Source organism: Shewanella sp. WE21 (assembly GCF_002966515.1).
Lineage (GTDB): Bacteria > Pseudomonadota > Gammaproteobacteria > Enterobacterales > Shewanellaceae > Shewanella > Shewanella oncorhynchi.
On the sequence record NZ_CP023019.1, the window covers coordinates 1,172,991 to 1,191,922 of the forward strand.

An 18,932-nucleotide genomic window follows, 5' to 3' on the forward strand; every position below is an offset into this window, starting at 1 on the left:
ACCTTATTTATCACCCGCGAGCAGTTCTAGGGTGATGTCATCAAATCTCAGCACTCGGCCACCGTATTCCTTAGCAAAGGCTTCGGCGGCAGCTTTGGTACTAAAAGGGGCAACGGCAGGTCCCATCACAGCTTTCTTGGTCGTACCGTAAACATAGAAGGCACTTTGAGCATCAATAAAGGCGCCATCGTCTGGCTGATCCCAATCGGTCGTGCCCGCGTCATGCACCATCATGTAATCAATTTGTCTTTTATTTTCAGGCTGTAATGCAAAGTTAAACATATCGCGGCTAGAACAAAACTTAGGTACCGTTTTCTCAGCCTTGAGGTGCACTTGCCCTTTAGGTCCGGGATATTTAGTGATCACCATGCCACATAAATGACAACGGTCATGCTCGTGGATCATCTCGGCTTTATGAACATGGTCTGTGGCCTCGCTTTTATTACAGCCAAATAGCAAAGGCACTAACAGCAACAATGCATAGTATTTCTTCATCCTATTTATCCTTTTATTAAAATATCAACACCTCGCCAGATGCCTTGCAGGGACAGATCTTTACGGCGAGGGTTGATAGAAACGGGTTTCATCTTTCATTCATTTTGCTTTGTGCTTTTGCAATCGCATTATTGATTGCTTCACGGTTGATACTGTCCCCATTGTGTTTGAGCAAAAGCTGCCAATGGTCAATGGCCTCTTGGTTACGAGCATGCAAGTAAGCATCTGCCGCGAGTAACATATGGGTTTGAGGCTCAAAGGGAGAAAGTGCTAATGCTTTGGCAATCACCTCTTGGGTTTCAGGTGTCATTTGCCGAAGCTCGCGGTAATAAAGCGCGTTAGCTTTTGCCCCTAACACTTCGGCATCTTCTCCCCCTATTTCGAGTAATTTATCTAAGGTCAGCACCGTATCTGAGTACAAACCTCCCGCATTGTAAGCCTGAGCTAATGACATAAGTGCCAAGGTATTTTGCGGCTCACTCTGAGCCCAACGACTGGCTTTGGTGATCTCGGCCGCCATTAAATAATCAATATTTTCATCAAGCCGACCTTGATCCCAATCCCTAAAACGGCCTGTTTGACTGTAGATAGCAAGGGTCAGCAGCACTAGGACGATTCCCATCGCAAAGGGCACTTTGCTCGACATGTTTGGCAACTGTGCGATTCCCATTACTAGGTTTAGACGCATGTGCTGCCAATAAATGTAAGCAACAAACAACAGTAAACTGATGCCAATGCCTAGTCCTAAGCTCACCATTCCAGTCTCCATTTCACTCTCCAAACAACTCGTTTTAGGAGCTTGATTAACCGTGTGCAGGCATCATCTTTTTATTTTTCATCTCTTTCATTTCGCTGGGTTTCTCAATATTTTTCAGTTCAATTTCAAAGATAAGTGCTGACTCAGGAGGAATAATACCTACAGCTTCAGTGCCATAGGCAAGGCTTGCTGGTACCACAAAACGGTATTTAGACCCCACAGGCATCAACTTTAATCCCTCTTCCCAAGCGGGGATCACCGACATTAATGCAAACCGAGTGGGCTCTTTACGTCCAACCGTATTTTCAAACTCAGTCCCATCGATAAGAGTGCCAACATATTCCACTGTGACCACATCTTCTGGATTGGGTTTATGACCTTTACCTTGGGTTAAGACTTCGTATTGAAGACCAGAGGCGGTAACTTTAACGCCAGACTTTTTTTGATTTTCAGCAAGATATGCCGCACTTGCCTTTTTAGTTTCTGCCATTTGTTTTTCAGCAACGACAGTTCTTGCGGCATTGAGTTGTTCTGCTCTTTGGTTCAGGTAGGTCAGCACTTCTTCGTCGGTTAATTGCTGTTTATCTTTAAGCGCATCCACAAAACCTTGCACGACTAAGTCGACATTCACCTCTGAACCCAATTCAACTTGGTTGTAGACTTGACCAGAAATGTAATTACCAATGGAAGCGCCAATGCTGTAAGAGGTTTTATCTGCATCGGTTTTCAAACTTGTGCCAGCAAAACTGGCTACTGAAACAAATAATGCGGCGCAGGTCGCCACTGTGATGCTTTTGGGGATAAAAGAAGTTGGCATACGTGTTTTCATTTTATGTTCTCTACAATGTTAACCCTGTGGGTTTCGCCTTTTGGCCCTGCAAACCAAACCGATAAAACATCGGTCCTGTGTGTTACTAAGGTTTTTCTGTTACTCGACCTGACATACGCCAGCCATAAATACCATCGGCCATATGACGCACACCTGTGTAACCTAGCTTCATGGTTTCTCTCGCCGCCATATTGCTGCTAGTGCAAAGGCGGTTAGCGCAGTAAAACACCATGACTGCATCTTTATTCTTTGGAAGTAACTCTCTCCAATTCTGAACATTGAAAAAAACTGCTCCGGGGATAAAACCTTCTGCCCATATCTCCAGTGTATTTACGTCGAAAAAATAAACGCCTTGCTTGCCGACTAAGGTTTCCGCTTCCATCATCGAAATGGGATTTAATTGGATTTCGTTATAGGACACTTCAGACATTTCTGAGCCACCACCGGCGATGACTGGCATCGCAGTCACGCCTAAGGCCAACACCATCAATATTCGGCTTACACTTTGACGAAGCATGTTATGCATAATTAGGCTCTCATATTCCCCGACACCCAAAGGTGTCGGGGATAACTAGGACTCAAGTTAAACTATATTTTCTTCGCACTCAGCGCATTACCATCAATAATGGCTTGGGCTTGGGTCACATAGGTCAAGGCGGCATCTAAGCGTTTTTGTGAGTAACGCGCACCATGAACACCCCATGAACCATCGGCTTTAATCAGCTTGAGGACATCTTGAGCTTTATCGGTCAACAACAGCACTTGTGTCTTATCTTCTACCGATAACTTCGCCATATTGGGCGACTTATCGATGCTAATAAGGGCTTTTTCTACTTTGGCATAGGTTTCTTTCACTGGTTTTTGCCACTTCTGAACTTTGCCGTAGATTTGCTGTTGATCTTTAAAGTGCAGACCCTCACCCAACTTAGATTGGAATTGGCTATGGCAGCCTTTGTTATCCACTACATCGTGATCAGAAGCGGAAGTACGAGCACAGGTCCACATGAGATCGAGGTAGTTATGGCCATTTTCGTCCTTCGCCACAGTCCAGCCCTTAGTGGATGAGTCGCGAGACTTACCTTCAGGTGGGTTAAGCGTCTTACGCAATGGATCGACATCGATTTTCCACATGTGCGACTTACGAACGTTGTCGAAACCGGCCATATCAGGGAACTGGATCGCGGTGAAGTTTTCACAACTACCCATGTTTGGCATGTGACAGCTTTGACAAGTTTGTTTACTGTGGGTCTTGGTATTACTAGCAATTTCAGCCTGTGCCGTATGGCAATCGGTACATTCTTTGATGAGTTTTGGTTTAGTAATACCGGATTTCCAATCACCATCAGTCACTTCGTGTGGATCATGACAGGTAGAACAACGCATACCCTTATCGTAGTGAGATGAGGCAAACATTTGCGAACCTTCTGTACCACAAGATGGGCACGAAGATTTCATCTTCACGTTAAAGGCATATTCCAGTTTTTCTTTACCCTGTGGGGTTTGCGCAAGCTCTTCTACGAAGTTAAAACGCTGGTGACAACGCTCACAGTTAGAAGGCATACCACCACCGATACCGCCGTCTAAATGACCACCTGCGCCATGACACTCTTCACAGGTAATACCGAGTGACACTGTATGTTTTTGTAGCTCTTTAGGATTACCAAGGGCTGCAAAAAACTCATCTTTAGTTTTAAAATCAAACTTAAAGGTGTGGCACATTTCGCAATAGGAACTCGCAGGTTGGAATAAGAATTCCTTCTCGTATTTAGCACCATAGGAGCTCATACCCCACTGGTGTGAACCACTCGCGCCAAAATCTTCCATTTTAGTTGGAAATTCAGGAATAACTTTCTGAATTTTCTTCGCCATTTCAGGGGTTAACCATTCAGCCCAACCACGGGAGAATTGATTACCACCGGCGACCATAGTGCCAGTACCATCTTTGAGTAAACCGTCTTTCACATGGAAAGTACCGCGTACTAAGTAGCTATCGATAAAGCCGTATTTGGTTCTTGGTGTTCCCACCGTCGCATAAATTGCATCAGGGGTAATGCCGTCTGGCAGGATAGAAGTATCCTTAGTGCCATACATGGTTTTGTTTAAATCGTTATCGACTTCGGGATGACTCCCCGGAAAACGTAAGGTTTTTGAATGGCGTGAACGTTTCCACTTTTCATATTGTGGGCCGTGGCACTCACCACATTTTTCAGGACCAACAAACTTATTTGGGAAATCCAAAATCGACTTGGCACCGAGGCGATATTGCAATGCCATAGGGCGATTGCCCTCTTGATGTTGGCTATATTTTTGGCTATCACCACCGTGTAAGTATTCTTCACCACGGTCACTGACCTTATAGGTTCCTTTTAAACGACCTTGCTCGGCATATTTAAATACCGGATGATTTTCAAAAAGAAAATCAAACAACTCTTTTTCCTGAACAATATAATCCTGCAGTGTTCTTACACCACGGGACTCTAGTGTTAGATCGGGATTAGCCATAATTCCCTGAGCTTCCGCACTCTGTTGTTTATTACCATAGCCAGGCTTTACCTCGCCCGGTTTAGCATCTGATGCTATTCCGGCCACACTGACGATAGTACCTAAACAAAACAGCACGCTGAGTGCTATTTTGGATTTCCATCGTTTCATCATTCACTCCTAATTATCATTAGTTTTTTATTTTCCACTGAACCTAATTGCTCACTGAACGACATAAACAATTGACCAGTTACAGCATGGTGGAGGCAAAAAACCATTAAAAATCAGAGCTAGAGCACACTAAATTTTCGCTGATAAATCAAGATGAATAAAATCAACTAAAACAAATAAAATACAATAACTTACAAAATTAATGTCATTTGTTTTTTAGAAGTTAAAAAGCACATTTCAGTTATAAAAAAAACTAAAAATTCATTTTACTTTTCAAAAAACATCAAGCGTAAAAAGGAATGATTTAATAACGGATAAGATCACATTATTAAATACAAAACTCGACTAATCTTAAAATCAACAGTGATTAAAGCTTGTGATTAAACTGACTTTTTCCAATAAGGTCTTATATGTAAATTTAAAATCACAAGAAAACAACTCAAGTTTATGAGCGAATTGAATAAAAATCAGCATGCGAAAATAACACTGGTAAAATAGCCAACTGTAAACACTATATTACCGCGACCACATTATTCTAAGGCATAATAAATGACAACTATGCTTCCAGAAATTGGACATATATTACTGATCATCAGTAGCGTATTGGCATTATTTTCTGCAGCACTGACCTTAATCGGTGTTAAGCAGAATAATGCCTATCTGGTGGGATTAAGCCCGATACTCTTTAGAGCCATATTTACCTCAGTATTTGTTTCACTTCTTTGCTTAATTTATTGCTTTATGACTGATGATTTTTCTGTTGCTTATGTCGCAAACCACTCGAATAGCCAATTAGCCTTGGGTTATAAAGTGGCCGCAGTTTGGGGCAGCCACGAAGGGTCAATGCTGTTTTGGATATTTGCGATTGCCCTTTGGGGGGCGATCATCAGTTATCGCATAAAGATGGCGGATTGCACTCAGGATAAGGCCAGCGATAAGTACCAAGACGCCCTGTATTTTGCGAGGCTGTTGGCCATTTTAGCATTAGTGATCCTTGGTTTTAACTTATTTTTACTCTTTACCTCTAATCCCTTTGCCCGCTTATTACCTAACATTCCGATTGAAGGGCGAGATCTTAACCCCATTTTGCAAGACATAGGACTCATACTGCACCCCCCCATGCTCTTTCTTGGCTATGTAGGCCTTACGGTTTGCTTTGCCGCAGCGTTAGCATCACTGCTCGGTGGTGGTTTTAATACTCGCCAAATTAGCTATTTACGACCTTGGGTATTATTAGCGTGGGTGTTTCTAACGGGCGGCAATGCCTTTGGATCTTGGTGGGCCTATAACGAACTGGGTTGGGGTGGTTGGTGGTTTTGGGATCCGGTAGAAAACGCCTCCTTTATTCCTTGGCTTGTGGCAACAGCATTAGTGCATTCCCTCATTCTCACTCAACGTACTCATGGCTTTAAACTGACGACTTTACTGCTGTGCTTATTGGCATTTTCACTCAGTTTACTCGGCAGCTTTTTGGTGCGCTCCGGCATAGTGCAATCGGTACATGCCTTTGCCGCCGATCCTACCCGTGGCATGTCAATCCTCTGCTTATTAGTGATTTTTGTTGGGGCTGCGTTACTGATTTTTGCGCTCAAAGCTCACCATTTAAAACAGGATGTGACTTTCGCGCTTTTTAGCAAGGAAACGCTGTTACTGCTCGGGATCGTTATCTTAGTCGTTGCCGCGTTTTCCGTGTTACTCGGCACATTTTACCCTTTGATCTATGAGCTACTGGATTTAGGCACACTTTCAGTGGGGGCCCCATATTTCAACGCTATATTTGTCCCCCTCACTTTCTTGCTTGTCCTGTTAATGGGCATTGCGCCCTTAGTGCAATGGCAAATAGCGCAATGGCAAAATGCCTCAAAGACTCGTATTACTTCCCTGCTCATTCCTAGCCTAGTGATATTAGCCGTCGCAGGCTGGGTAAGCTTACAAGCCGCCTCGGGCAGTAGCTTATTTTTACTCCTTGGCACTGCCGCGGCACTTTGGTTGCTGGTGTGTTTATTGCTCACGATATTGGTAGCCTCGGGATTGGGTAGACGAGTATATGCCCGGCAATTAACCCAAACCCGCAGTGAGCACGGCTTAAATCCTCCCGTTAAGTCATCAAAACAAGGGTTTGTCGCCATGCTATTCGCCCACTTTGGGGTGGCTATCACTATTATTGGAGCAACATCCGTCTCCTTTTTTGAGCAGGAAGCCCTGCTACGAATGGGGCCTGGTCAAGGTAAGCCTTTGGCGAGTTATATCTTAGTGTATGAAAGCACTGAGAATGTTGAAACCAACAGCTTTACCGCCATTCAAGCCAATATCAGTATCCGCGATACCGCGAATGATGAACGGGTTTTAGGCTATATCACACCACAACGGCAAACCTTTAAAAGCAATGGGATGGAAATGTCCCACGCGGGTATCGATCATGGATTCTGGCGGGATATTTATGTGTCTATGGGGCTGCAATTAAGTGACAGCGAATACCTTATCCGCATCAGCTATAAACCCCTTGCGAGTTGGATCTGGCTTGGTGCGCTATTAATGATGCTAGGTGGGGCGATTGCCGCTTGGCCTACTCGCCATTTTAGCTACCAAGCTGATTTAACAACCTTAGTTAACCTATCCCATCACAAACCACAGGAGACGCTTGCCTAATGAATCCAATATTGCGCTTTTTAGTCTTACTGCTCCCTATCACCTTATGTGGGATAGGGATTCCATGCTTATCCGTTGCGCAAGCTCAGCCCATATCAAGCCTTTCCTACCAGCAACAGGCAATAGATATCAGTAAAGTGCTGCGTTGCCCTATGGCGACGAATCAGAGCCTATTTGAATCACAGGCGCCAATCGCCCACGAGCTCAAAGCACAAATATTCTCGATGCTGGAACAGGGGCAAAGCCAAGATGAGATTATCGATTTTATGGTGCAACGCTATGGTCAAAAAATCCGTTATCAACCTGAATTTAAAGCCTCCACCTTCGCACTTTGGTTTGGGCCACTGCTGTTATTAGTGCTTGGTGTTGGGTTGTGTCTCGCATTGGTAACCCGTAGAAAAACACAAACGACTATTTAAAAGTAAAGGATAACCAGATGAAATTACACTATTTTCCCTTTGTTCTACTCGTGTGTTTGGGTCTGTTTTCTAATAGCAGCTCAGCCCACTCACTAGACAATAAACTCTACAGTACGGGAGAGCCCCTCCCTAAGCCCCTTGTGATGACTGGTTTTATAGAAATGCAGCACGCACGCGGCGTACCAGAAGTTCCCTTTATTGATGAATCAGGACAAACCCAAACCCTAAAACAGCACCAAGGAAAATTGGTTTTAGTTAATCTTTGGGCAACCTGGTGCGCCCCCTGTTTAAGGGAAATTCCAGAACTCCAAAAACTTAAGCAGCAGTATCAAGGGAAGAATATCGCCATCATTCCAATCTCTATCGATGAAGAATCTAAAGATGTACGCCCTTTTCTTAACCAACATGGCTTTAGCGGCTACGCCACTTGGCTTGACCCAGAGCAAAACATAGAACAAATCATTCCCGCGAATGTCGTACCCGCCAGTTATATTTTTGATGCTAAAGGTAATCTTGTCGGTTTTGTGCGGGGATATCTCGATTGGGCTGATAAAGACGTTGGCCCTTATCTTGATCAACTGATTGCCAAATACGGCCAATAATCACCAAATAACACAGGCTCACAATATATTTCTCCATTCGGTCATCCGCCAAAATTTACCGAAACCCGCTGCCGCCTATTTGGCTGCGGGTATTTTTATCTCTACCCCATCTTTGTATTCTGCGACGCATTTCTTTAAAATTGCCGCCAAACTCTTTATTTCAAGGCAAATCAGATGAAACTCACCCGCTTAACTCAACCTATTTATGACCACTTATATCGTGATATCAGTGAGTTTCGTAGCACCTTCGACTTGCCCGTTAATGATGTTGATTCTTTAGATGACAAGGCCGACACCTTACATACTTCACTGATTATTGAGGAGTTAACTGAACTTGCAGAAGCCGATAGCCGTATCGAACAGGCCGATGCCATAGTCGATTCTGTATACGTATTAATGGGCCGTCTAGTGCACTTAGGCGCGCAAGCAATGACGGACAGACTCGAAATCAGTTACCTGATTGACTTGTTGCTTTGCGTGGCTCAAAACCGTGAAATCGACTTTATTAGCTGCTGGGATGAAGTCCACTCGAGCAATATGAGTAAAGTGTGCCGTAACGAGCAAGAACTGGCCGAGACCATTGCCTTCTATGCCAAACAAGGTGTTGAAATTGTCGGTAGTCAGCAAGGTGATTTCATCATAGCCAAATGCGCTAAAGATGTGGAAATGGCAGGTAAAGTGGTTCGCCAAGGTAAGGTACTAAAATCGGTTTACTACCGCCCAGCGGATCTGACAACACTGGTTAAAGCCTAACCACGGCAAGCCTAGGATAGCACTTAACTAAGTGCGTCCTAGGATGTGTTGAACAAGGCTAAAACGGCAGAACTCAGTCCGATGTATCACTCTTACGATATTCTAAAATATCCCCAGGCTGGCACGACAGGTACTCACAAATACTCGCCAGTGTTTCAAAACGCACGCCTTTCACCTTGCCACGTTTTAGCAGGGATAAATTCGCTTCGGTAATGCCAACCGCTTTGGCAAGCTCCTTAGAACTCACCTTCCGTATCGCCATCATGACGTCTAAATTAACGATAATGTCCAAAATTACACAAACTCTTTGTTTTCTGCCTCAAAATCTCGGGCAGCTTTAAGCAAATAAACAATCAGCAACATCAATAAAATCGTAGTGATATTGCCAAAATCGAGCGCCAAGTCGATACGGGTATCCTCAAAAAGCGACTTATGATAGTAACCTACGCCTAAGGTTTGCAGTATCTCTATCACTAAGGCGGCAACCTTAAGCCAAACCAACCACAGATAACAATGCATACTTTCGTCGCTAAAAAACAAGCCGTCTTGATAGTAGGCTAATAATTTTTGCAGCCAATAAACACCCAGTAAAAACGTGATAAACAATGGACTTAACATTAACAGCAACAGGGTTTGACTCGCGTCAGGCGATACCCATAGCGCTTGGAACAATCCATTATTCGATCCAAAACGTATCTCATCATGAACTAAGTAGCTATAACCCAGATACACCACCACAATCGTAGCGGCTAACAAAATCACCCACCGGAAAAATGCACTGATTTTTATTAACTTTTCTATGTTTTTATTCATCACTCAATCCTAGATTTAATTCAATCCCAGCGCTCTCTAACCTTGGCTAGTATACTCGTTCGGTAAAATATATTGCAAAGAAATATAATTTTATTGTTTTACGATAATTAATTTTCGTATTAACATGATGTCACTTTTAACAACTCAAGGTTACAACAATGCGATTACCCTCCTTCACAAGCCAGTTATGCAGTGCTGCTATTGCCGCTATGCTACTCGCAAGCTGCTCAACCTCAACCACTGAGCAAAAAGCCAATACGAATAGGCTTAACAGCCAGCAAGCCCAAATGCCGCTCATTCCCATCGAAGATTTTTTCAATGAGCAAAATATTCACCATTTAAAAATGTCCGCCGACGGTAAATGGTTAGCCTTCACAAAGGAATACCAAGGTGCGAGCAATATTTATGTAATGGCGGATAAAAGCGATCTTGCAAGTGCGACACTCTTAACGCAGTCCATTGAACCTATTAAAGAATTTGAATGGTCATCAAACACTAACGAACTCTTTTTTATGAAAGATAAAGGGGGGAATGAAAACACCCAAATTTTTAAACTCAGCTTTGAAACTCCCCAAGGCAAAATAGCGCCAAAAGAGCAGCAACTCACGCACAATGACAAGGTGAAATACAGCGTCATGGAACAGCCCAAGGATAACCCTGAGCAGCTGGTTGTGATGGCGAACCACGATGAATCGAGTCGGATGGATATCTATTGGCTCAACACCCATGATGGCAAGCTAACGCCTATTTTTGAAAACAACTTAAACTTGGTGCAAATGAAGTTTAACAAACAAGGGCATCCCGTTATTGGCAGTAGCACTAATCTAGATAACAGCTATAGCCTCTACACACTCATTGATGGCACTTGGCGTAAAATAATCCACACTGCTAAGGGTGAAAGCATTGATATCTTAAAAGTAAACGATGCGAAAAAACTCGCCTATATCAGTGCCAACATCGGTGAGCGGGATAAACAACAACTGCTCAAAGTTGATCTTATGACGGGAAAATATGAAACCTTACATAAAGATCCTAACGATGAAGCGGATGTTTATCAGGTATTGTTTAACGATGCTGGTGAACCTTTAGCCATTTCCTATTACGGCGGGCGCTTAAGAACCTATCCACTTGATACTGAGTTTGCTAAGCACTGGGATGTGATCAATAAGCATTTTGATCAAGATGTTGAAATAACCATTACCGAACGTAACGAGAAAAATAATCTCTGGCAGATCAACGTCGCGAGCGATAGGGCATCGAGCTTAGATTACCAATACAATGCCATTAATGGTGATATCCACTTACTCGCGGATATTCCTCCAAGCATACAAGCAGAACTGTTATCACCAAGACAATCCCTAGTCTATACCGCAAGGGATGGTGTAAAAATTCAGGCTTATTTGACATTACCAAAGGGAAACCAGCGCAATTTACCCACCATCATTCTGCCCCATGGCGGCCCTTGGGCTCGGGACTACTGGGCGTTAGACTCTGGTTACTTCCATGCGATTGCTCAGTTCTATGCCAACCGTGGTTATGCCGTGTTACAGCCAAACTTTCGCGCATCGACAGGATTTGGCAAACACTTCCTCAACTTAGGCAATAACAATTGGGGCACTGGCAGTATGCAAGATGACCTAACTGATGGTGCAAATTACTTGGTTGAACAAGGGATTGCGGATAAAAATCGCTTGGGGATCTTTGGCGCATCTTACGGTGGTTATGCGGCTTTATCCGGCGCGACTTTTACGCCAGATCTTTACCAAGCTGTGATCGCCTATGTGGGGCCGTCAAGCTTAGTCACGCTAATGGCGTCTTTCCCCGATTACTGGCGCCCCTATTTAGGTCAATGGTTTGAATCAGTGGGAGACCCGTTAATTCCTGAACAAAAACAAGATATGGAGAACCGCTCCCCAATTAATTTTGTCGATAACATAAAAGCACCGCTGATGCTTATCCAAGGAGCGAATGATCCGCGAGTGACTCAAGTTGAATCAGATAATATTGCGAAAAAAATGTACCAAAAATCGTTACCCGTTGAATACTTACTCGCCAAAGATGAAGGTCATGGATTTATCAAACGTGCCAACAAGCTCGCCTCGATAATTGCGACTGAACGTTTCTTTGGTAAGTACTTAGGCGGAAAAGTGGATAATAATGTCAATCCAGCTTTGCTTGAACATCTTAATAGCTTAAATGTTGATATAGAAAAACTGTAACCTTAATAAAGCGTTAGAAGTGCTACACCAATTTTGCCAAGGAAGGCGAAATATCTTAACAGGTTAACGCGGTTAACTGTGGGCCAATAGACTAATCTATCAAGTATGACTACACCCCAAGAGATAAAAATGAATCCAGCAAAAGTCGTGCGTGCTGAGGTTAAGCAATTGACTGATTTACCAAATATTGGCAAAGCCTGTGCGGCGGATTTACGTTTGCTTGGCATAGATAAGCCTGAGCAGTTGTTAGATAGAAACCCCTACGAGCTGTATCAAACGCTGTGCGACAAAACGGGCAAAAGACACGACCCCTGTATGCTCGATGTGTTTATCTTCATCACCCGTTTTATGGCAGGTGAAGATCCTAAACCTTGGTGGTTTTACACCGATGAGCGCAAAAATACCTTAGAGAAATGAAGCTTTAGCGACTATTTATCCTCCTGTTTACCCATTATCGTTTCGGGCTCTTCCCTTAACCACTCACGCCAAATAGCCACCAGCAGGGCCATCAATACTGGACCAACAAACAAACCGACAAAACCCATGGTTTTTACGCCGCCGATCAAACCGAAAAAAGTCGGTAAGAAAGGCAATTTAATCGGCCCACCGACAAGATTAGGCCTTAAGGTTTTATCGACAATAAACAACTCTATGCTGCCCCAAAGAAACAAGCCGACCCCCGCCGTCATATCGCCAGTGCCGACAAGGTAGAGTGAAATCAAGGTAAACATGGTTGGCGCGCCGCCAGGAACCAAGGCCATAAAGGCGGTTAACACCCCAAAAGCCACGGCCGAAGGTACTCCCGCAATCCAATAGGCAATCCCCAGCACTATGCCCTCACCAATTGCGATAAGCGTCATACCTATCACGGTAGAACTAACTGTTGCAGGCACCACACGGGAAAAACTATGCCAGCGAGCAGGCAGCACTCGCTCACCCACGATATCCAACTGCTTAGCCACTTGCGGACCATCTTTATAGAGGAAAAACAAAGTGATCAGCATAAAAAGTAAGGTCAACAACAACCCTAAAGTATTCCAACCCAATTGCAGCACCCAACGGGAAATGCCACTCAAATTCTGGCCACTAATGGCACTGATAATTTGACCTAATTCATGGGGTTCACCAATAAACTGCTGCCATTGCAGAGTTAACCATTCACCCACCCAAGGCAAGTCTTTGATCCACAAGGGCACGGGCGAACCATGTTGGTTAGTGAACACCAACCAATCAACCCAAGTTCTAATCTCTTGTAACGCATAGGAAAATACAAACACCAGCGGAATAATCAGCCCGAGCACAATACAACATAGGGCAATGGTTGCCGCCAACGCCGAGCGACCACCGCATTTTGCCAATAGTTTTTGATAGAGAGGCCAACTTGAAAAACACACAATCAATGCAGCTAAGGCGGGCACTAAAAAATCGATAAAAAAGAATACGCCAGCACACAAGAGCAAAACCAACAAACTACGGCCAATAGCGGCATTACTGAAAATCGGCGTCATAGTGCTAAAACCCCCCACAATAAAATTCAACGATAAAATGGAAAACACTCTGCATTACACCAAACAAGGTTAACGCTTAACCAACTCGTTCTACGAATCAGTTTATTGCGCAGTGCTTCCCATGGGCAATGACTTTAACACCGAATATTGAGCTGTGTATCTATTCAATCTTTGAAGACAAAAGGCCTTTCGATATCTATCAAAGGCCTAACATTTGGAATGAGCTTATTGAGCCGAAAGCTGCTCAACTACTTTCTCTGGCTGGCTAAAATCGGTAATACGCTGAATAACTTTACCATCCTTAACCCACAGTAAAGTAGGAATATTGCGGATTTTAAAATGATTAAATAACACACCTAATTCATCGATACTAAAATCGACTTGAGTTTGATAAAGCTGCTTAAAATCTTCGAGCGCTTTATTGTCTGTCCACAAATGATTGACCACACCGTGCCACGCTTTATTAGGCACTTTTTGCGCGAGATTATTTAAACCTTTTTGAACGGCAATACACTCTTTAGACATTTCTGGGCGGCTATCAGCCAAATACCAATCACACCATGTTGCGGTGAAAAAAAGTAAATGCTCACCTTGTTCCCAAGGTTTCAGTAACTTAGCTGTTTGTTCGGCACTGGGTGCCTCCGTTGTCTGCGCAGTCAACTCTTGGCCATTCGCCAACATATCGATAAATTTATCTAAATTGGCATCAGACTCATGGCTAGTGTAAACCACATCACCAGCACGATTGATTAATACACTATAGGGTGTACCGACCAAACCTAAAGCCACACCCAGCTCGCCTTCATTATCCAACCACACGGGCATAGTGAGCCCGAAACGCGCAATAACGTCAGCAATCTTAGGCTGCTCTTCATTAATATTGATGTTCACCGCGACGATATTAATCTTGTCCTGATATTTCTTCTGCAGGGCTTCAAAATGCGGCATTTGCTCCATACAAGGTTGGCACCAGGTTGCCCAAAACTTTAGGTATATCGGCTTGTCACCCGCAACACTGGCTAAAGTCACTTGCTGCTGATCTGGATAGGTTTTAAGTGCAATATCTTGATAGGCTTTATTGCCCGCAAACGTAGCAAAACTCATAACGGCAAGGCACATAACAATGATTTTACGTAACAACATATTGTTTTCCTTAAATCTATAGATCACTCGCACCCACGACTATAGGGCTAGTGATTTGCAGCCATTTGTACAGAAAAAACATAATTTCAAAGAAGCGGTAGTCTCACCAACAACCAACCTTAAACGACGAGTATAAACTAACAAGCCGCTAATTTAGCCATATTAAATGTAAGTCTTGATGAGCATAACAATGAGTATTAATAACCTATCCAACAATATCTTAGACCATCAAACCTAACGCCAATTGCCTCGTCAGCTCTGCAGCGGGAATAGCCTGACAGCCGGTTGCATTTTGGCCACACCAAAGTGGGCTAAAATCACCAAATCCTTGTTGTTCAGCGGCGCTTCGCAATACTGCGACGGCGCTTGAGGCGAGCGGAAAATCCGGTGCGGCATTATTGATGGGGCCAAGCTCTGCCATAAAACGATTCATAATTCCACGGGCGGGTCGACCAGTGAATAAGTTAGTCAGAGCCGTATGCTGTGCTGCCTCACTTTGCAGGGCGGCACGGTGAATATCACTGGTGGTGCATTCGGGACAGAGTAAGTATGCCGTCCCCACTTGCACCGCCGAAGCGCCCATCGCCATAGCAGCGCGCACTGTCTTTGCATCGACTATGCCACCCGCTGCAATAACAGGAATATCAACGGCGGCAATGATTTGCGGCAATAGACTAAAAGTGCCTAATTGCTCGGTTAAATCATCGGATAAAAAATGCCCCCTGTGACCTCCGGCCTCTAAACCCTGCGCAATAATGGCATCCGCACCACGCGCTTCAAGCCATAGGGCTTCTTCTACAGTTGTCGCTGTCGAAATGATTTTTGAACCCCAAGACTTTATCTCCAGCAACAAATCTTCATTCGGTAAGCCAAAATGAAAACTCACCACCTCAGGTTTAAATTTAGCTAACACTTCAGCCTGGGTGCTGGTATATGGCGCGCGTTGTGCCCCCACGGTTTGGCTATCAGAATTGACACCCAACTCAGAAAAATAAGGCGCGAGTTGATTAAGCCATGCGGCTTGTTTCGCTGCTTGCGGTTCAGGTTCATGATGACAAAAGAAGTTTACATTGATGGGCTTAGTCGTCTGGGTGCGAATATGTGTCAAGGCGGTATCTAAGGCTTCAAGGGATAACATGGCGCAGGGCAAAGATCCCAACGCCCCCGCTTGCGACACGGCAATAGCTAAGGCACTGCCCTGAACACCCGCCATCGGCGCTTGAATAATTGGTAATTCGATTCCAAATAATCGGGTTAACTGGCACGGCATACATCACCTCCTTTGACTTGTTATCACTTGATGCTCAATCCTGATATGGCCCTGCGGCTAAACGCTGGGAGATCCACCACAGATTGCCCACGGGATCCCGCACCCCACCTTGGCGATCGCCATAGGGCATATTCGCCACTTCCATCACTAATTCACCCGCAGCGGCGAGTGACTGAGCCACAGTTTTATCAGCATTTTCCACATATAAATAATAGGATGCGGGCATAGGCGGAAAAGCTTCACTCGCCTCACTCAACATAAATAAACAGTCGCCGATTTGCATCTGTGCATTAGCTATTTTGCCATCAGCCCGACGGGAAATATGTAGCGCTTTAGCATCAAAGGCTTGCTGTAAAAAAACCACTAAACTATCGGCATCAGCGATCATCATATACGGGCTAACCCGTGCAAATCCTGACGGAATAAACATAACGATTCCTTGTTACCTAAGCATGAAATTGATCATAAAAAACCACTATAAGCCAATGACTATAGACTAAGCACTATGGCAAAAACCAGCTGTGGCAATTAAGCCTGAAGCGTGAAATGTAAACTTAAGCATTCAGTGAACAAGTCAAAGCGTAAAGCCTGCTAATGTAATACGCCCCTACAATTTCAACCACTCTGCAGCCCATCATAAAAGTGCCATAACACTTCATGGCACTGGTTATTAAGAATAAATCAGCTTTATTTAGCATCGACTTAGCAACTATGGATCATTCATCTATGCTTAATCTATTGTTAACTTAACATGATGATCCTATGCACTTTACTGCATTCTTCGCTTACTCCCTCAGGATTTGCCTCACCTTAATCCTCTATAGTTTCGCCTTTGCAGTGCAGGCAACTTGGTATCCCGCCGATGTGATTGCTGATGGCAAAAAAACGGCATACACACCACTTACTCAAGCCAATAAAGCATGGCGGATCTGCGCCTTACTTCCTCATGGTAAAGACCAATATTGGTGGGGCGTCGCCTTTGGGTTATCGCAGGAAGCCGAGCGCCAAGGTGTAACTCTCGGCATTTATGATGCTGGAGGATATGACAATATTGAGCAACAAAAACAACAACTCTATGATTGCCAAGCCCTCAAAGCTCAAGCCTATATTATTGCTGCAAATACGGCTGACGGACTGATTGCGGATATCGAACAACTCTCTGCTGCGGGTATTCCTGTTATTGATTTAGTGAATGGTATCGCGACCGACAAACTCACGAGTCGCTCCTTAGTCAGCTTTGAAGATATGTCTGCGGCGGCGATTGAGTATATTGCATCGCAGCAACGAGACCCTGTCGATAAAGCGCCTACGAAACTTAAAGTTGCTTGGTTTCCAGGGCCTAAGGACGCCTCTTGGGTTATGGCAGCAGAACAAGGATTTAGGCGGGCGGCAGCCAAACAAGAATTCGACACGATTGAAGGAGGGTTTGGCACTACGGAGTTATTTATCCAAGCTGATTTAGTGCGAAAAGTGCTTACTAAACAAAGTGTAGATTATGTAATCGCCAATGCAGTTGCCGCCACTTTCGCGGCGCGCTATTTAGACGGGCGTAGGAATAAAACGGGAAAAGTCATCGCATTCTACTCGAATGCACAGACCATAGAATTAGTGCAGAAAAAACAGTTACTCGCGACGGTCAGCGACTCACCAGTATTGCAGGCTCGGATTGCCATCGATCTGGCGGTGCGCGCACTCGAAGGTGCGCCTTATCCCCACAGAGTGAGCCCAGTTATCAAGGTCATCTCCCAAGACAACATCCACCAGATTGATTTAGAACAAATATTAGCGCCACAGAATCAGTGGATGATCCATCAGGATCTTCCACAACAAAAATGATGCTCACTAAACTAAATAATCGGCGCCCAGCCCAACAAATAATGCGAGTCCTGCCCAATTGTTATTGAGAAACGCTTTAAAACAAGGGGCTCGTTCACGATCAAAGATCAGCATTTGCTGGTAAGTACTAAAACCGACAAAAGTCAGTAAACCTAGGCCATAGAGTAAACCACGATCGGCGCTCCAACCGGCGGCGATAAAACAAGCCAGCGCAGCAAGCTGAAATAAACCTATGATTTGGCGGTCATATTTACCGAACAAAATCGCAGTGGATTTAATGCCCACCTTTAAATCATCATCCCTATCGACCATGGCATACATGGTATCGTAGGCGACAGTCCAAAACCAATTGGCCGCAAATAACCACCAAGCCTCGATGGGTACTTCACCCGTCTGTGCGGCGTAAGCCATAGGGATAGACCAACTCCACACCACGCCTAGAAACATCTGCGGCATATTGGTGATGCGTTTAGTGAAGGGATAAATGATAGTGAGGATAATACCAACAACGGATAATTTAACCACTAATCCATTGAGTAATAAGACTAAACCAAAAGCAGATAAACCTAAAATGACGAACAGTATCAAGGCTTCTTTAGTGCTGATTTCGCCACTGGCCAGCGGCCGAGATTTAGTGCGTTCCACAAAAGAGTCGAGATCGCGATCGGCATAGTCGTTAATAATGCAGCCACAGGCACGCATGATTACCACGCCAATAATAAAGATGATCAATACCTTAAGATCGGGCATACCACCCGCCGCTAACATCAGCGCCATCAAGCATGGCCACATCAGCAATAGCGTACCTATGGGACGGTCGATTCGAGTAAGACGGGAATACACATCCCACTTCTGCTTTAAATTCATTAACTAGGTACTCCCAATACCCTCAAGTTTCCACTCGGTTTCAGGATTAGCATCATATACCCATGCTTCTCCCGATGCGAATTTACGCCCTGAAAGCGTGTCATAAAAAGCTGACATTCA

At 44.3% G+C, this 18,932-nt stretch carries 19 protein-coding genes; 7 read left to right on the forward strand and 12 right to left on the reverse strand.

Features of this window, described 5'->3' with window-relative positions; translation table 11 throughout:
* Positions 1-3: 3 nt before the first annotated feature.
* The 5 genes from CKQ84_RS05050 to sirA all read right to left on the reverse strand — a co-directional run bounded on the left by CKQ84_RS05050 (position 4) and on the right by sirA (position 4,733).
* Positions 4-495 (reverse strand): nitrous oxide reductase accessory protein NosL, encoded by a 492-nt coding sequence (locus CKQ84_RS05050; protein ID WP_105250347.1) that lies wholly within the window; start codon positions 493-495, stop codon positions 4-6.
* Positions 496-583: 88 nt separating this feature from the next.
* A complete protein-coding gene (locus tag CKQ84_RS05055; protein ID WP_105250348.1) occupies positions 584-1,264 on the reverse strand; it encodes a nitrite reductase in 681 nt (226 codons plus the stop codon).
* 34 nt (positions 1,265-1,298) lie between these two features.
* Complete coding sequence (locus tag CKQ84_RS05060) at positions 1,299-2,081, reverse strand: FKBP-type peptidyl-prolyl cis-trans isomerase (RefSeq protein WP_105250349.1); 783 nt, start codon at positions 2,079-2,081, stop codon at positions 1,299-1,301.
* A gap of 85 nt (positions 2,082-2,166) precedes the next feature.
* Positions 2,167-2,607, reverse strand: coding sequence for a rhodanese-like domain-containing protein (locus tag CKQ84_RS05065; RefSeq protein ID WP_105250350.1), 441 nt, complete (start codon positions 2,605-2,607; stop codon positions 2,167-2,169).
* Positions 2,608-2,669: 62 nt separating this feature from the next.
* A complete protein-coding gene (gene sirA / locus CKQ84_RS05070; protein WP_105250351.1) occupies positions 2,670-4,733 on the reverse strand; it encodes a dissimilatory sulfite reductase SirA in 2,064 nt (687 codons plus the stop codon).
* Positions 4,734-5,282: 549 nt separating this feature from the next.
* Here sirA and CKQ84_RS05075 point away from each other — a divergent pair.
* The 4 genes from CKQ84_RS05075 to CKQ84_RS05090 all read left to right on the forward strand — a co-directional run bounded on the left by CKQ84_RS05075 (position 5,283) and on the right by CKQ84_RS05090 (position 9,156).
* Positions 5,283-7,382, forward strand: coding sequence for a heme lyase CcmF/NrfE family subunit (locus CKQ84_RS05075; RefSeq protein ID WP_105250352.1), 2,100 nt, complete (start codon positions 5,283-5,285; stop codon positions 7,380-7,382).
* Positions 7,382-7,801, forward strand: a complete 420-nt coding sequence (locus tag CKQ84_RS05080) for a cytochrome c-type biogenesis protein (RefSeq protein ID WP_105250353.1) — start codon at positions 7,382-7,384, stop codon at positions 7,799-7,801. Before CKQ84_RS05075 ends, CKQ84_RS05080 begins: the two co-directional genes overlap by 1 nt.
* A gap of 17 nt (positions 7,802-7,818) precedes the next feature.
* Positions 7,819-8,403, forward strand: a complete 585-nt coding sequence (locus tag CKQ84_RS05085; protein WP_105250354.1) for a TlpA disulfide reductase family protein — start codon at positions 7,819-7,821, stop codon at positions 8,401-8,403.
* 174 nt (positions 8,404-8,577) lie between these two features.
* On the forward strand, positions 8,578-9,156 hold the full coding sequence (locus CKQ84_RS05090) for a nucleoside triphosphate pyrophosphohydrolase family protein (RefSeq protein WP_105250355.1): 579 nt from the start codon (positions 8,578-8,580) through the stop codon (positions 9,154-9,156).
* A gap of 73 nt (positions 9,157-9,229) precedes the next feature.
* Here the strand turns inward: CKQ84_RS05090 and CKQ84_RS05095 are convergent, their stop codons facing one another.
* Together CKQ84_RS05095 and CKQ84_RS05100 are read right to left on the reverse strand one after the other, a co-directional pair.
* The gene (locus CKQ84_RS05095) at positions 9,230-9,448 is read right to left on the reverse strand and encodes a helix-turn-helix transcriptional regulator (protein WP_063883682.1); all 219 of its coding nucleotides are present in this window, start codon (positions 9,446-9,448) and stop codon (positions 9,230-9,232) included.
* Between the two features lie 2 nt (positions 9,449-9,450).
* Positions 9,451-9,969: a DUF2975 domain-containing protein gene (locus CKQ84_RS05100; protein WP_063883683.1), complete on the reverse strand. Its 519-nt coding sequence runs from the start codon at positions 9,967-9,969 to the stop codon at positions 9,451-9,453.
* Between the two features lie 158 nt (positions 9,970-10,127).
* Here CKQ84_RS05100 and CKQ84_RS05105 point away from each other — a divergent pair, with 158 nt between their 5' ends.
* Both CKQ84_RS05105 and CKQ84_RS05110 read left to right on the forward strand, forming a co-directional pair.
* Positions 10,128-12,188 (forward strand): prolyl oligopeptidase family serine peptidase, encoded by a 2,061-nt coding sequence (locus CKQ84_RS05105; RefSeq protein ID WP_105250356.1) that lies wholly within the window; start codon positions 10,128-10,130, stop codon positions 12,186-12,188.
* 129 nt (positions 12,189-12,317) lie between these two features.
* The gene (locus CKQ84_RS05110) at positions 12,318-12,605 is read left to right on the forward strand and encodes a helix-hairpin-helix domain-containing protein (protein WP_105250357.1); all 288 of its coding nucleotides are present in this window, start codon (positions 12,318-12,320) and stop codon (positions 12,603-12,605) included.
* 11 nt (positions 12,606-12,616) lie between these two features.
* On the opposite strand, the gene CKQ84_RS05115 is transcribed toward CKQ84_RS05110, so the two are convergent.
* From CKQ84_RS05115 to CKQ84_RS05130, 4 genes are all read right to left on the reverse strand, one after another.
* The gene (locus tag CKQ84_RS05115; protein ID WP_105253004.1) at positions 12,617-13,696 is read right to left on the reverse strand and encodes an AI-2E family transporter; all 1,080 of its coding nucleotides are present in this window, start codon (positions 13,694-13,696) and stop codon (positions 12,617-12,619) included.
* A gap of 225 nt (positions 13,697-13,921) precedes the next feature.
* Entirely contained in the window at positions 13,922-14,839 is a 918-nt protein-coding gene (locus CKQ84_RS05120) for a thioredoxin family protein (protein WP_105250358.1), read from the reverse strand.
* A gap of 220 nt (positions 14,840-15,059) precedes the next feature.
* Positions 15,060-16,109, reverse strand: a complete 1,050-nt coding sequence (locus CKQ84_RS05125; protein WP_105250359.1) for a nitronate monooxygenase family protein — start codon at positions 16,107-16,109, stop codon at positions 15,060-15,062.
* Between the two features lie 34 nt (positions 16,110-16,143).
* Positions 16,144-16,539, reverse strand: coding sequence for a VOC family protein (locus CKQ84_RS05130; RefSeq protein WP_105250360.1), 396 nt, complete (start codon positions 16,537-16,539; stop codon positions 16,144-16,146).
* Positions 16,540-16,871: 332 nt separating this feature from the next.
* Here CKQ84_RS05130 and torT point away from each other — a divergent pair, with 332 nt between their 5' ends.
* A complete protein-coding gene (gene torT / locus CKQ84_RS05135) occupies positions 16,872-17,945 on the forward strand; it encodes a TMAO reductase system periplasmic protein TorT (RefSeq protein WP_105250361.1) in 1,074 nt (357 codons plus the stop codon).
* 6 nt (positions 17,946-17,951) lie between these two features.
* Here torT and ubiA read toward each other — a convergent pair whose 3' ends face one another.
* Positions 17,952-18,812, reverse strand: a complete 861-nt coding sequence (gene ubiA, locus CKQ84_RS05140; RefSeq protein WP_105250362.1) for a 4-hydroxybenzoate octaprenyltransferase — start codon at positions 18,810-18,812, stop codon at positions 17,952-17,954.
* Positions 18,813-18,932 lie beyond the last annotated feature (120 nt).

Coding starts and splice junctions, on each gene's coding strand:
- CKQ84_RS05060 (WP_105250349.1), bottom strand. CDS start 2,081: ATGAAAACACGTATGCCAACTTCTTTTATCCCCAAAAGCATCACAGTG.
- CKQ84_RS05090 (WP_105250355.1), top strand. CDS start 8,578: ATGAAACTCACCCGCTTAACTCAACCTATTTATGACCACTTATATCGT.
- torT (WP_105250361.1), top strand. CDS start 16,872: ATGCACTTTACTGCATTCTTCGCTTACTCCCTCAGGATTTGCCTCACC.
- ubiA (WP_105250362.1), bottom strand. CDS start 18,812: ATGAATTTAAAGCAGAAGTGGGATGTGTATTCCCGTCTTACTCGAATC.
- sirA (WP_105250351.1), bottom strand. CDS start 4,733: ATGAAACGATGGAAATCCAAAATAGCACTCAGCGTGCTGTTTTGTTTA.
- CKQ84_RS05055 (WP_105250348.1), bottom strand. CDS start 1,264: ATGGAGACTGGAATGGTGAGCTTAGGACTAGGCATTGGCATCAGTTTA.
- CKQ84_RS05115 (WP_105253004.1), bottom strand. CDS start 13,696: ATGACGCCGATTTTCAGTAATGCCGCTATTGGCCGTAGTTTGTTGGTT.
- CKQ84_RS05110 (WP_105250357.1), top strand. CDS start 12,318: ATGAATCCAGCAAAAGTCGTGCGTGCTGAGGTTAAGCAATTGACTGAT.
- CKQ84_RS05100 (WP_063883683.1), bottom strand. CDS start 9,969: ATGAATAAAAACATAGAAAAGTTAATAAAAATCAGTGCATTTTTCCGG.
- CKQ84_RS05050 (WP_105250347.1), bottom strand. CDS start 495: ATGAAGAAATACTATGCATTGTTGCTGTTAGTGCCTTTGCTATTTGGC.
- CKQ84_RS05125 (WP_105250359.1), bottom strand. CDS start 16,109: ATGCCGTGCCAGTTAACCCGATTATTTGGAATCGAATTACCAATTATT.
- CKQ84_RS05085 (WP_105250354.1), top strand. CDS start 7,819: ATGAAATTACACTATTTTCCCTTTGTTCTACTCGTGTGTTTGGGTCTG.
- CKQ84_RS05080 (WP_105250353.1), top strand. CDS start 7,382: ATGAATCCAATATTGCGCTTTTTAGTCTTACTGCTCCCTATCACCTTA.
- CKQ84_RS05105 (WP_105250356.1), top strand. CDS start 10,128: ATGCGATTACCCTCCTTCACAAGCCAGTTATGCAGTGCTGCTATTGCC.
- CKQ84_RS05065 (WP_105250350.1), bottom strand. CDS start 2,607: ATGCATAACATGCTTCGTCAAAGTGTAAGCCGAATATTGATGGTGTTG.
- CKQ84_RS05120 (WP_105250358.1), bottom strand. CDS start 14,839: ATGTTGTTACGTAAAATCATTGTTATGTGCCTTGCCGTTATGAGTTTT.
- CKQ84_RS05075 (WP_105250352.1), top strand. CDS start 5,283: ATGACAACTATGCTTCCAGAAATTGGACATATATTACTGATCATCAGT.
- CKQ84_RS05130 (WP_105250360.1), bottom strand. CDS start 16,539: ATGTTTATTCCGTCAGGATTTGCACGGGTTAGCCCGTATATGATGATC.